A 13,801-nucleotide genomic window follows, 5' to 3' on the forward strand; every position below is an offset into this window, starting at 1 on the left:
TATTAGATTCATAGAATTTTTTAAAGTGGATAGAAAATGTATATTAAGATAATGAGTGAGATGTCGAATTTTCGATGAGACACATAAGAAATTTGAAAAAATCATTGCAAAAGCATTAAGTTTAATGGTAAAGTTCACATGAAGTTCACACGGAATTCACTTCATTCATTTAAAATGAACTCTGTGTGAAAAATAAAACTCTTGCTAAAAAATGGAACTTAATGAATATTTTACTTTGATAATATTGTAAAGTATTAAGTTTAGAAGTTTTTTTAAGAGGATAGTAGGGAAAGGAAGTAAAGACAACTTATGAAAAAAGTAATTGCAGGTTTAGCAGCAGCTTCTGTAGTAGGTGTTGCAGTTCCAGGTATGGATTCTGCTCAAGCACAAGTTTCAAACGAAGCGCTAAAAGAAATTAATGGACAAACTCAAACTCAAACGACTGTAACTGAAACAAAAACTGTAGAAACAAAATCTGATTTAAAATACACAGTAACTGCTGATGTATTAAATGTTCGTTCAGGTGCTGGTACAGGACATAACGTGATTTCTAAAGTAAAATCAGGTCAAGTACTACAAGTAATTGGACAAGAAAACGGTTGGTTCAAAGTAACTGTAAACGGTCAAACTGGTTATGTAAGTGGTGACTTCGTAACGACTGGTGGTAAAACAGGAACTACTGTTCAACAAGGAACTGGTACTTACACAGTAAACGTTTCTTCACTTAACGTACGTACAGGCCCAAGTACATCTCATACAGTATTAGGCTCTGTAAATAAAGGTAAAACAGTACAAGTTGTTGGTGAAGTACAAGATTGGTTTAAAATCAACTTCAATGGTGGAACTGGATACGTAAGCAAAGACTTCGTAACAAAAGGTGGTTCTGCTGTATCTAACCAAACACAACAACCAACTACAAACAACAATACTACTACAGTTCAAACTGGTGGTTCTTATGTTGTTAACACTGGTGCTTTAAAAGTACGTACAGGCCCAGCTACATACAACGCTGTAATCGGTGGTGTAACAAACGGTACAGTATTAAACGTTACTGGCGCTGAAAATGGTTGGTACAAAATTAACCATAACGGCCGCACAGGTTACGTAAGTGCAGACTTCGTTAAGTTTGTAAAAGGCGGAGTAAACAACGTTACAAATAACAATAACGTTACAAATAACGTTCAACAACCAGGTAAAGACGTACAAAAACCAACAACAGGTGGAGATACATCTTCAATCGCTGGATTCGCTAGATCTTTAAATGGTTCACCATACAGAACTGCTGGTACAACACCTGCTGGTTTTGACTGCAGTGGATTCATTCACTACGTATTAAATCAAACTGGTCATAAAGGCGCTCGTCAAACAGTTGCTGGATACTGGAGCTCTAAAACAAAAACTAGCAATCCACAACCAGGTGATTTAGTATACTTCCAAAATACTTATAAATCAGGTCCTTCTCACATGGGCGTTTACTTAGGAAACGGTCAGTTCATTAGTGCAGAAACTGATGCAACTGGTGTACGTATTAGTTCTGTAAGTAACTCTTACTGGAGCAAGCACATGTTAGGTTACACAAAAGCATACTAAGAAAAAGTAGTTTTATATACTTTTCGTATAGAGAAAAGGCTTTCCAGGGAAACTTGGGAAGCCTTTTTATAGTTTCATAAATTGGGATGTAATAGTTTTCACTGTAACTTCCCATTTAAAAATCGAGCGTATAGATCATGAAAGTAGTTGGGGCGAAATAAGTTTGCTGCATGACCTGCTAACGGTATTTCTTTATATAAAACGTTAGGGAGAATAGACTTTAAATCAAAAAGACAAGATTTATAGAGATGATCATGTTCGCCCATTACCCATAGAATAGGGTGGGGAAGTGATTTTAATTTAGATTTTAAATCGAATTCTAAACGGTGTCGTAATGATTGGGCAATAATTGATGAGTGTAATTGCAATCCGAAACGGTAATAAATATTTCTTGAAATGACTGCGAACGGATTTGCTTTTAGTATGCCACTTGGAAAAATGGTATTTGCGTATTGAGAGAGCCATTTAGAGTAATCGTCTCCTCGCTTCTCCCAAAACTTTTGAAATACGTTATATAAAAGGGAAGGATTATTATAATGTCCACCAATATGACAAATGCTTAATACTTTTTCTGGGTGCATTTGTGCAAAAATGGTAGAGATATAACAGCCGTAGCTTAAAGCGCAAATATGAGCTTTTTGAATGCCTTCTTTTTCGTATAAGTTCAATAATTGGTCCACGAGACGCTGTAATGAAAATTCGATAGCTTCTCCTTTGTCATCACCGTGACCTAATAAGTCATAAGTAATAATGTTGTAAGAGGCGGAAAATCGTTTATGCTCTTTTTTGAAGGCGCGACGATTGCCGACTAATCCATGAATAAAAATGATTGTTTCCTTTTCGGAATGTATATTTGTTTGCAAAAAGGATACTCCTTTCAATAACTGGAGATTTATATAGTATTGTAAAATAGTTATCTATAATTCACATAGAATAATAATTAGTACTAGGTAATAATATCAGATGTTTATATCTGTTGTAAAGGTGCGTTTGTATGTATATTTTGTAAAAACAGAAAAAGTGTGTTTACATTCAGTTTACATTTGTATTGTATTCTATTTTTAGAAAGAACAGTTTGGTTTAACACGAGGAGATGAACATGTATGGAAGTTAGAAATGAGACAAAGAAAAAAGGGAACTGGAGGCAGTTTTTACGCCTTATGCAAGATACAAATCCTCCGAAAGGGATTCTTGTTTTTGCGTTATTAATGAGTTTGCTTTCTACGGGAGCAAGTTTATTTATTCCGATGTTAACAAAAGGATTAGTAGATAATTTTTCACTTTCGTCAATTAGTACAGGACAAATTGTTGGGCTAGTTGCATTCTTTATTATGCAAACGGTAGCTGCAGGATTATCTATATATTTACTAAATTATATAGGACAGAAGATTGTAGCTGGACTGAGAGAACGTTTGTGGAAAAAGGTGCTTATATTGCCAGTATCTTATTATGATCAAAATAGAACAGGCGATACAATTAGCCGAATGACAAATGATACAGGAGTTGTGAAAACATTAATTTCTGAGCATTTGTCAAACTTATTAACAGGTGGTATTTCAATCGTCGGATCATTAATTGTACTTTTCGTTTTAGATTGGAAAATGACACTTTTACTTTTAACGGTTATCCCATTATCAGTACTAATTTTAGTTCCACTCGGACGAAAAATGTATAAGATTTCAAAAGCACTTCAAGATGAAACAGCTTCTTTTACAAGTGTGCTAACGCAAGTATTATCAGAAATTCGTTTAGTGAAATCTTCAAATACAGAAAAAAGAGAATATGAAACAGGCAATACAGGTATACAAAAGTTATTGCAATTTGGTTTGAAAGAGGGAAAAGTGCAAGCGTTAATTTCACCAGTTATGTCGTTTGTTTTAATGGCATTACTTGTTATTATCGTAGGGTATGGTGGAATGCGTGTTTCTAGCGGTGCATTAACAACGGGTGAACTTGTAGCGTTTATTTTATATTTAGTTCAAATTATTATGCCGATGAGTCAATTATCTATGTTCTTTACACAATTCCAAAAGGCAATTGGTGCAACGGAAAGAATTAATACGATATTAGAATATGAAGTAGAAGACCATGAAACTGGTGTGAAAGTTACAAATGCTAAACAACCAATTGTTCTTGAAAATGTACATTTCGAGTATAACGAAGAAGAGCAAGTCTTAAAAAATATTGATTTCACAATTGAATCAGGAAAAGTAACAGCGATTGTAGGGCCAAGTGGTAGCGGGAAAACGACGTTATTCTCATTATTAGAACGTTTTTATGAGCCAACTAGCGGTGCCATTAAATTAGGAAAAGACTCAATTACGAACTATTCATTACAGTCATGGCGACGTCAAATTGGTTACGTTTCACAAGATAGTCCGTTAATCGATGGAACGATTCGTGATAATATTTGTTACGGTGTTGAGGGCGAAGTGACAGATGAAGAAATTGAAAAAGTAGCAGCGATGGCATATGTTGATGCATTTATTCATGATTTACCGAACGGATATGCAACAGAAGTTGGAGAACGTGGTGTGAAGCTTTCCGGAGGACAAAGACAGCGAATTGCCATTGCCCGAGCATTACTTCGAAATCCACAAATTCTTATGTTAGATGAGGCAACTTCAAGTTTAGATAGTAAATCAGAGTCTGTCGTTCAAAAGGCATTAAATAACTTAATGAAAGGCAGAACAACGTTAGTTATTGCACATAGGCTTTCTACAGTTGTAGATGCAGATAAAATTATCTTTATTGAAAAAGGGAACCTTACAGGAAGTGGTACGCACGATGAATTATTACGTACACATGACATGTATCGTGAGTTTGCAACGCAGCAATTGAAAATTAAAGAGGGTGCATTATAAAATGAATAATCAGTGGGGTATGTACTCCACTGATTATTCATTTTTAACATATTATCCGAAAGAAGTCTCCTTCCTCAGGCGTGTGAAAGACGATAGTCTAGCGGCAGGTGGGAGATGAATTTCGGTTTGGTGTAGCCGAACGTTTGTTTTCCCTGTTTATTTCGCCTCTGATATAATCAGTCTTATAAGAGGGGAATTTTGGTATAACAATGAAAGTAGATAATAATCATGTAGTGTTCAGGTTGTGGGATCACCGTCATAGCTTATGGGAAATGAAGCGAAAAGTGAGTTGAATGGATATGGCAAAGCAGAATAAGGCGTACAAGTTTCGTCTGTATCCAACAGAAGAACAAGCACATCTCATACGAAAAACATTCGGGTGTGTACGTTTTGTGTATAACAAAATGCTGGCTGAACGAAAAGAAGTATATGAAAAATATAAAGGGAACAAGGAAGAACTGAAGAAACAAAAATTCCCTACTCCTGCAAAATATAAGACAGAGTATGAATGGTTGAAAGAAGTTGATTCATTGGCATTGGCCAACGCGCAATTAAACTTGCAAACTGCGTATAAGAATTTTTTTAGTGGTCAAAGTGATTTTCCTACATTCAAAAGTAAAAAGAGTAGAAAATCCTATACAACGAATCGAGTAAACGGAAATATTATGTTATTTCATGGTTATATCAAATTATCAAAGTTGAAAATGGTGAAACTGAAGCAACATAGAAAAATCCCGCCAAAACATATCATCAAATCGTGTACGATTTCGATGACACCTACTGGTAAATACTATGTGTCCATCTTGACTGAATATGAAAAAGAGATTGTACAAAAAGAAGTACAAACTGTAGTTGGATTAGACTTCGCAATGGCTGAATTGTATGTGAGTAGCGAAGATGAGAAAGCCAATTATCCTCGCTTTTATCGTCAGATGTTAGAGAAATTAGCGAAGGCACAACGAGTATTAGCAAGACGTGTGAAAGGTTCAGAACGTTGGAATAAACAACGCATTCGTGTAGCGAAATTGCATGAAAAGGTCGCCAATCAACGTAAAAACTTTCTTCATCATAAGTCTAAAGAATTAGCTACGGGTTTTGACGTTGTAGCAATCGAAGACTTACATATGAAAGAAATGTCACGAGCATTTAGATTTGGTAAGAGTGTAGCGGACAACGGTTGGAGGATGTTCACGACATTTTTAGCATATAAGCTACAAGAACAAGGAAAACAGCTTGTAAAAATAGATAAATGGTTTCCTTCTACAAAGATGTGTAGTAATTGTGGAAATAAAAAAGAAATGCCATTATGTGAACGCACGTATGCGTGTTTGTGTGGACTCACAATTGGCCGTGATTATAATGCAGCGATTAATATCAAAAAGGAAGCCATCCGCTTATTAGTGTTGGCATAAATAGTAATAAAATAACCTTTGGAACAAGGGAGTTAGCTCGGCTGTCCTAGGACAAATTCGTTAGCTATCAAAAGTAGCGATGAACCGAGAAGCCCCTACTCGGGGTAAGCTCGTAAGAGGTACTAAGTGGTGGGTAGTTCACAAGTTTTATTAAGGATGCTAATTAGAAAGGAAATGGTTTCTTTGATACCTAACATTTTAATAGTGGATGATGATCCGCATATTAGAGAACTTGTTTCTGTATTTTTAGAACGAGAAGGTTTTCAAACATATGAGGCAATTGATGGACTAGATGCACTTCAGAAAATAGATGAAGTAAAAGTTGATATGGTTATTCTTGATATCATGATGCCGAATATGGATGGATTTGATGTATGTTTTGAATTAAGGAAGTACTATGATATTCCGATTTTGATGCTAACTGCGAAAGGGGAAACATCTCAAAAAGTAAAAGGATTTCATCTTGGCACGGATGATTATCTTGTAAAACCATTTGATCCGATAGAACTAGTAGTGAGGGTTAAGGCACTACTGAAACGTTACCAAATTACAGTATCGCAATCGATTCAAGTTGGAAATGTACTGTTAAATCGTAAAACATTTGAAGTTTCAGTTGGAGAACAAACAGTTACATTACCGCTAAAAGAATTCGAATTGCTCTTTACTCTAGGTTCTAAAGCAGGAAGAACTTGTTCGAGAGAGCAATTAATTGAAGATGTATGGGGATATGATTTTGAAGGGAATGAACGTACACTAGACGTTCATATTAATCGGCTACGTGAGAAGTTTCAAGAAGAGAAGTCGAAGTTCAGTATTAAAACGATAAGAGGCTTAGGGTATCGCTTAGAGGTAAGTAAATGAGAAAAAGAAAACGAATGAGTAAGTTGAAGATGTTGAAAGTAACGGGAGCGATAATAGCGCTCTTTTCTTTTCTCACTATAATTTGGTCTATCGCATTTTATGTAGCAACTAGTATATTGAATGCTCTTGAAATACATGTATCGCCGTTTGTTGCCTTTTTAATTAGTGATATGGTCGGTTTTGTGTTTATTGTTCTTATTTGGACATTGTTTGGGATATTAATGAGGCCAAAACGACAGGCGATGATTTGGACTATTATTGAACCGATACAAAAAATTGCAAAAGGAGACTTCTCTGTAAAAATACGAAATGAAGAAAAGTATGATGGAGAAATTGGTGTACTCGTAAAAAGTATAAATGATATGACAGATGAACTAAATGCGATGGAGAAAATGCGTCAAGAATTTGTATCGAATGTTTCACATGAAATACAGTCACCATTAACATCTATAAAAGGTTTTGCTAGAGCATTACAAGATAACAATATTTCCGAGGAAAAAAGAACGCATTATCTTACCATTATTGAAACAGAAACGACGAGATTATCCAAACTAAGTCAAAATTTACTGAAACTAACTCTTTTAGAATCGGAAGAGTATACACCAGAAAAAGCGACTTATCGATTAGATCAACAGTTAAAGCAAATAGTATTAAATAGTGAACCGCTCTGGGCTGAAAAAGAAATTGAGCTAGAACTTAATTTAGAGAAAGTACTCATTACCGCTGACCAAGAAAGTATGAGTCAAGTTTGGATTAATTTAATTCATAATAGTATTAAATTTACTTCAAGTGGTGGCACAATTACAATCCAGTTACAAGAACATGAGAAAGTAGTGGAAGTACGTATTCGCGATTCGGGAATGGGTATATCTGAAAAACAGAAACAACATATTTTTGAACGTTTTTATAAAGTGGATTCTTCACGAAATCGTGCTTACGGAGGAAGTGGCTTAGGTTTGGCTATTGTAAAAAAGGTACTGGACCTTCATCGAGGAGAAATAAAAGTCGAGAGTGAGGAAGGGAATGGGACGGAATTTATTGTTTGTATTCCTAAATATGAAGAGAGATAGTGTTAGGAGGAAAATCTTCTAACACTATTTCTCTTTAAACACACAATCCCCGTTACTGCAACTATATTGATAGGCTTTTCCTTCGTTATTCATACGGTATGAAGAATGTGATTGTTTATCTTTCTTAAAGTCAACGTATGCTTCTGCACCGTTTTTATCATCATCGATATTGATGAATTGAACATAGCGTATAGAATAATCTTTCTTTTCGCTTAAACCTCTTTCTTGTAGGTTTGTATGAATTCCGTCTACTAACTGGTCAAAGAATGACCAGTTCAAATTAAGATTTTCAAATGACTCAGTATGTCTTCCTAAAATGCCGTTGTCTTGTATTATTTTTTTATTATTATCGTATGTATAAGAGTATGTAAAATAAGGTTCGTCTTTATATACGACTTCTGCATAATAGCCGATAGTATAAAGGGGAGTATATTTTCCGGTTATACTTTGTATTTCTTTTTGACTATATCCTTTTATAGTATGGAGATAGTCGTTAGTATCTTTTTCTATTACTTTATAATGTAGTGGATTACCAAATATAAAGTACATAGCCAAAAATATGATACATAGTCCGAATACAGTTAGTGACAAGAACCATTTTTTTCTTTTCATACACATACACTCTCCTATACTGGATTTATTTTTATTTTACATGAATCATGGCAAAAACATGAGACTTAAAAATAAAAAAATCCTATAGTTACCTACAAGTAACCTACGCACATGAAAGTGCATCATTGCCTTTTTACATAAACATAGATACAATTTTAATATAATACATAACTGAGATGATTAAGGAGTGTTATACTTGGCAGAATTATTACAAGGAAAAAATGCTTTAATTACAGGAGCAGGTAGAGGAATTGGTCGCGCTGTAGCGATTGCATTAGCGAAAGAGGGCGTAAATGTAGGTCTTTTAGCTCGTTCAGAAGAAAACTTAAAAGCTGTTGCGAAAGAAGTAGAAGCAGAAGGCGTAAAAGCTGTTATTGCGACTGCTGATGTTTCTTCATACGAAGAAGTGACTAGTGCGATTGAGGCGTTAAAAAACGGTTTAGGATCTATCGATATTTTAATTAATAACGCTGGTATTTCTAAATTCGGTAAGTTTTTAGAACTAGACGTTGCTGATTGGGAAAAAATCATTCAAGTAAACTTAATGGGTGTATACTATGCAACTCGTGCAGCTTTACCAAGTATGATTGAACAACAATCTGGTGATATCATTAACATTTCATCTACAGCAGGACAAAAAGGTGCACCTGTAACAAGTGCATATAGTGCTTCTAAATTTGGTGTTCTTGGCTTAACAGAATCGTTAGCGATGGAAGTTCGTAAACATAACATTCGTGTGACAGCTTTAACACCAAGTACAGTAGCAACGGATATGGCTGTAGATTTAGGATTAACTGATGGAAACCCAGATAAAGTAATGCAAGCAGAAGATATTGCAGAGTTTATCGTAGCGCAGCTGAAATTAAATAAACGTACATTTATTAAATCAGCGGGACTTTGGTCTACTAATCCGTAAGGGATAAATGTATAAACGAAAGAAGGGATATTTATTCTGTAATGGAGTAGATGTCCCTTCTTTATTTTTGTTTATGAGACAGAATTTTCGGTATAATCAAATGTGAATAATAGAAAAGCATTGAAAGGGATGGTATTTACATGAGTATAATTGAGAAGTGGACGGCTGTTGATCAATATATGAGTGATGTATTAATACCGAAAGATTCTATATTAGAAGAAGTTCTTCAAGTAAACGCTGCAGCTAATTTACCAGCACATGATGTATCGCCAACGCAAGGGAAGTTTTTGCAACTATTAGTACAAATTCAAAGAGCTCGAAACATTTTGGAAATTGGTACTCTAGGCGGATATAGCACGATATGGCTTGCAAGGGGCTTGCCATCTGGAGGACGAGTTGTTACATTGGAAGCAAATGAAAAACATGCAGAAATTGCATGTAACAATATTGAGCGTGCCAATTTGAATGATAAAATTGAAGTAAGAGTAGGATTAGCTTTAGATTCTTTACGGCAAATCGAAAATGAGAAGTATGAACCATTTGATTTTATTTTTATAGACGCCGATAAACAAAATAACCCTGCTTATTTTGAATGGGCACTGAAGCTATCACGCCCTGGTACTATAATTATTGGGGATAACGTAGTACGTGAAGGAGAAGTTATTGACAATACGAGTAATGATCCTCGCGTGCAAGGAATACGTCACTTCTATGAATTAATAGCTGCAGAGTCACGTGTAAGTGCTACTGCGCTTCAAACTGTAGGAAGTAAAGGATACGATGGGTTTGTCATGGTAGTCGTAAAAGAGTGATGTGAGGAGGTAAATGGGATGAAAAAGAAATTTCAAAAATTATAACATGTATCGTGTGCAACACAGCTAGCTCGTGGACCTCCAACATACTTGAAAAGATAAGTTTATATTAAAAATTGGAGGTTAGGAATAGATGAGAACTGAAAAAGAAATGCTAGACTTAATTATAAATACAGCAAAAGAGGATGAAAGAATTCGAGCTGTCATTATGAATGGATCACGTGTAAATCCAAATGTGGAGAGAGATTGTTTTCAAGACTATGATATTATGTATGTTGTACATGATATACAATCTTTTACGTCTAATCATCATTGGATTCATAGATTTGGAGAAATAATGATTGTACAAATGCCGGAAGAAATGTCATTAGTTCCACCAGATGGAGACGGAAAGTTTCCATATTTAATGCAGTTCATGGATGGGAATCGGATCGATTTAACATTAGTTCCGGTCGATTTAATAAAAAAGTTCGTTGGACAAGATAGTTTAAGTAAATTGCTTCTCGATAAAGATAATTGTATGGAGGAATTCCCGCCAGCAAGCGATAAAGATTACTTAATAAAAAAGCCTACAGAAAAAGAGTTTTTAGATTGCTGTAATGAGTTTTGGTGGTGTAGTACCAATGTAGCAAAAGGATTATGGAGAGAAGAACTTTCTTATGTGAAAGGGATGCTTGATGGCCCAGTGCGAGATATGTTAATCGTAATGCTAGAATGGCATATTGGTATGAAAACAGACTTTGCAGTTAATGCAGGAAAATTTGGAAAGCATTTCGAGCAATATGTTGAAAAAGGTATGTGGATGCAATTTAAAAGAACATTTTCTAATGCAGAATATGAAAACATATGGGAGTCATTCTTTGTCATGGGTAATTTATTTAGGGAAGTAGCGAATGAAATTGCTAACACATATGGATATCAATACCCGCAAGGTGATGATGACAGAGTGACAAGCTATTTAAAACATGTGAAAGCTTTGCCGAAAGATAGTACATCGATTTATTAATAATAGTAAGCAATAAGACTGTCCTAATTACGGACAGTCTTATTTTTGTTCATGAATAGGAATTTCCCTAACAAAGTGCAGAGGAATCACATATGAAACTTTAGGGAGGTTTTTATCATGTATTATTTTTATTCGCCACAAATGTTTGCTCCATATCAATGGGGACTAGGACGAGATGTTTCATACGCCTATATGCCATATCACTCATTTTATTATGGAGACTATATAAGCTCATTGCCATACGTATATATACCTCAAAACTATGAAGTACAAATGAAAGCATATGAGCGTGGATCGTGGACACCATTTTCGTGGGTCGAAAAATATGCGTACGCATTTTCCGGACCATACAATAAAGCGGAAGTCGCTCTTACATTTGATGATGGACCAGATTTAGAATTTACGCCAAAAATTTTAGATAAGTTAAAACAACATAATGTAAAAGCAACTTTCTTTTTGCTTGGTGAAAATGCGGAAAAGTTTCCGAATGTAGTAAAGCGTATTGCGAATGAAGGGCATGTAATTGGCAATCATACGTATAGCCATCCGAATTTAGCGAAAGTAACTGATGCTGAGTACCGTAATCAAATTATAAAAACAGAAGAAATATTAACTCGTTTAGCTGGTTATGCACCGAAATTTATTCGTCCGCCGTACGGTGAAATACTTGAAAATCAATTGAAGTGGGCAACAGAGCAAAATTTTATGATTGTACAGTGGAGTGTTGATACGGTTGATTGGAAAGGTGTAAGTGCTGATACGATTACAAATAATGTGTTAGGGAACTCATTTCCTGGTAGTGTCATCCTTCAGCATTCAACACCAGGTGGGCATTTACAAGGATCTGTAGATGCACTAGACAAAATCATTCCTCAGTTAAAAATGAAAGGGGCACGTTTTGTAACGCTTCCAAGTATGTTCCAGACATCGAAAGAGAGAAAATAAAGAGGAGTTTAAATCAGTCGGACATTGTCAATAATCCACTAGTAAGAATGGGACTCCCAAGTACTTTAAAATGGGAGTCCTATTTTATTTATAAACTATTATTTTTTAATAATTCTTTTCCTTGCTCTATAACAAATTCATAGTATGCAAGATCATATGGATAAATATCATCAAAAGTTATCGTTATCGGTTTATTGCTCAAAACAGAAGTAGCTGTAAAAGATGAAATTTCACCATTTAATAGTTGTAGAAAAGAAGTTGCATGTACTTTCATCACATCGTCTACTTCTTCACCTGGTGCGAATGGAAGTGGATTGATGACATTGTGAAAATACATATGACAAAATTCACGATCAGTAAGATTTGAAATTTCATAATCTATTGTAAAGATTCCTTTGTATACTAAATCAGTAGTTTGAAAGGAAAGCCCCAATTCTTCTTCGATTTCACGAAGACCACCAATTTGTACATCTTCATCATGCATAATATGTCCAGCTGAAGTAATATCCCATATAAGTGGAGCTTCTTTTTTATTTTTAGAGCGTAATTGGAAATATAAGAATATATCTTTAGCATCTTTTTCTACAAACCAACAATGAAATGTTTCGTGCCAATCACCGTCACGATGCACTTCATCGCGTAATTTCTTCCCAAGTGTATTTCTTTCAGAATCAAATATTGTTAACCACTCTGTCATTTTAATTCCCCTTTCTGCAAATTTTATTATACAATATTCGTATTGAATTTTGGGAAAATAAAGAAAAAGGGGCGATTATAAGTGGAGATAGAGCGTATGGAAATAAAATCGATTATTTCAACAGAGGAAGAGTTACGGAAAATATTGGGGAAACCAAGTGAGCGAGCATTGAAAAAAGTTATTTCATCATTAGACCACCATTGTGTAGATTTCCTTTCTAAATCTCCTTTTCTAGTATTATCTACTGCAAATAAGTTGGGGGAGTGTGACGCCTCGCCGAGAGGAGACGCACCTGGATTTGTATACGTACTCAATAATAATAAAATTATCATTCCAGAAAGACCGGGCAATCGTCGTATAGACTCCATTTTGAATATTATTTCCAATCCACGTGTAGGATTAATCTTTTTTATTCCAGGTCTTGGGGAGACACTCAGAATAAATGGCCGAGCGTATATAACAAACGACGAAGAAATTTTGCAAGAAATGCAGGTGAATGGACGTAATCCGCTACTTGGAATTGTTGTTGAAATAGAAGAGTGTTATATTCATTGTGCAAAAGCTTTTATTCGTTCTAAGATGTGGGATCCGAAATCTTGGTTAAATAAAAAAGCGTTACCTTCAGCAGCAAAAATGTTGCTGGAGCATGCGAAAGTGAATACTTCAGAAGAAGATGTTGCACGTTCTTTAGAAGAAAGTTATACAAAAAGATTATATTGAAAATTTTATTGATATAATTTTGTGAGGTGGATATGTACGTGTTTTAGAATGGGATATTTATATATGAACCGTTGATTTACAAACTGGAGAAATAACAAAATAGGTAAATTGAGTGGTAGTTGCATAATGCTATTGTGAAATATAATAAAAAAATTTCTTGAAAATAGTTAGTAAAAATAGGCTTGCTTTTTAAAAAATTGATAACTATAATAAGTTAACAAATAGACATGAACGAAAAAGTAATGATAAGGACACGAAATCATTTTTACGGTTTACAGAGAGGGAAGTCAAGGGTG

At 34.9% G+C, this 13,801-nt stretch carries 13 protein-coding genes and 1 other annotated feature (1 of these 14 running past the window's edge); of the genes, 10 read left to right on the forward strand and 3 right to left on the reverse strand.

Translation table 11 applies throughout. The features are described from left to right. Positions 1-309: 309 nt before the first annotated feature. Positions 310-1,590 carry an enterotoxin EntFM gene (gene entFM, locus ATN06_RS09910; protein ID WP_060630486.1) on the forward strand — a complete coding sequence of 427 codons (1,281 nt, stop codon included), beginning with the start codon at positions 310-312 and terminating at the stop codon, positions 1,588-1,590. Positions 1,591-1,688: 98 nt separating this feature from the next. Here entFM and ATN06_RS09915 read toward each other — a convergent pair whose 3' ends face one another. Further along, complete coding sequence (locus ATN06_RS09915) at positions 1,689-2,453, reverse strand: alpha/beta fold hydrolase (RefSeq protein WP_001194292.1); 765 nt, start codon at positions 2,451-2,453, stop codon at positions 1,689-1,691. Between the two features lie 240 nt (positions 2,454-2,693). Between ATN06_RS09915 and ATN06_RS09920 the strand changes: the two genes are divergently transcribed. From ATN06_RS09920 to hitS, 4 genes are all read left to right on the forward strand, one after another. Then, on the forward strand, positions 2,694-4,454 hold the full coding sequence (locus tag ATN06_RS09920; RefSeq protein ID WP_060630487.1) for an ABC transporter ATP-binding protein: 1,761 nt from the start codon (positions 2,694-2,696) through the stop codon (positions 4,452-4,454). A 299-nt stretch (positions 4,455-4,753) separates the two neighbouring features. After that, on the forward strand, positions 4,754-5,866 hold the full coding sequence (locus ATN06_RS09930; RefSeq protein WP_060633117.1) for an RNA-guided endonuclease TnpB family protein: 1,113 nt from the start codon (positions 4,754-4,756) through the stop codon (positions 5,864-5,866). A gap of 183 nt (positions 5,867-6,049) precedes the next feature. Beyond that, entirely contained in the window at positions 6,050-6,727 is a 678-nt protein-coding gene (gene hitR, locus ATN06_RS09935; RefSeq protein ID WP_060633118.1) for an envelope stress response regulator transcription factor HitR, read from the forward strand. Further along, positions 6,724-7,797, forward strand: a complete 1,074-nt coding sequence (gene hitS, locus ATN06_RS09940; RefSeq protein WP_060630488.1) for an envelope stress sensor histidine kinase HitS — start codon at positions 6,724-6,726, stop codon at positions 7,795-7,797. The genes hitR and hitS overlap by 4 nt, the downstream gene beginning before the upstream one ends. Before the next feature lie 24 nt (positions 7,798-7,821). Here hitS and ATN06_RS09945 read toward each other — a convergent pair whose 3' ends face one another. Then, on the reverse strand, positions 7,822-8,409 hold the full coding sequence (locus tag ATN06_RS09945) for a DUF3139 domain-containing protein (RefSeq protein WP_060630489.1): 588 nt from the start codon (positions 8,407-8,409) through the stop codon (positions 7,822-7,824). A 196-nt stretch (positions 8,410-8,605) separates the two neighbouring features. Between ATN06_RS09945 and ATN06_RS09950 the strand changes: the two genes are divergently transcribed. From ATN06_RS09950 to ATN06_RS09965, 4 genes are all read left to right on the forward strand, one after another. Next, positions 8,606-9,325, forward strand: coding sequence for a 3-ketoacyl-ACP reductase (locus tag ATN06_RS09950; RefSeq protein WP_060630490.1), 720 nt, complete (start codon positions 8,606-8,608; stop codon positions 9,323-9,325). 140 nt (positions 9,326-9,465) lie between these two features. Next, the gene (locus ATN06_RS09955; RefSeq protein WP_060630491.1) at positions 9,466-10,137 is read left to right on the forward strand and encodes an O-methyltransferase; all 672 of its coding nucleotides are present in this window, start codon (positions 9,466-9,468) and stop codon (positions 10,135-10,137) included. A 133-nt stretch (positions 10,138-10,270) separates the two neighbouring features. Beyond that, positions 10,271-11,143, forward strand: coding sequence for an aminoglycoside 6-adenylyltransferase (locus ATN06_RS09960; protein ID WP_060630492.1), 873 nt, complete (start codon positions 10,271-10,273; stop codon positions 11,141-11,143). A 117-nt stretch (positions 11,144-11,260) separates the two neighbouring features. After that, complete coding sequence (locus ATN06_RS09965; protein WP_060630493.1) at positions 11,261-12,088, forward strand: peptidoglycan-N-acetylglucosamine deacetylase; 828 nt, start codon at positions 11,261-11,263, stop codon at positions 12,086-12,088. Positions 12,089-12,176: 88 nt separating this feature from the next. Here ATN06_RS09965 and ATN06_RS09970 read toward each other — a convergent pair whose 3' ends face one another. Next, positions 12,177-12,785, reverse strand: a complete 609-nt coding sequence (locus ATN06_RS09970) for an NUDIX hydrolase (RefSeq protein WP_060630494.1) — start codon at positions 12,783-12,785, stop codon at positions 12,177-12,179. An 81-nt stretch (positions 12,786-12,866) separates the two neighbouring features. Here ATN06_RS09970 and ATN06_RS09975 point away from each other — a divergent pair, with 81 nt between their 5' ends. Continuing rightward, positions 12,867-13,505: a pyridoxamine 5'-phosphate oxidase family protein gene (locus ATN06_RS09975; RefSeq protein ID WP_060630495.1), complete on the forward strand. Its 639-nt coding sequence runs from the start codon at positions 12,867-12,869 to the stop codon at positions 13,503-13,505. 233 nt (positions 13,506-13,738) lie between these two features. Continuing rightward, positions 13,739-13,801: a binding site (T-box leader), on the forward strand; it runs 169 nt beyond the window's last position.

Source organism: Bacillus thuringiensis (assembly GCF_001455345.1).
GTDB classification, from domain to species: domain Bacteria; phylum Bacillota; class Bacilli; order Bacillales; family Bacillaceae_G; genus Bacillus_A; species Bacillus_A thuringiensis_N.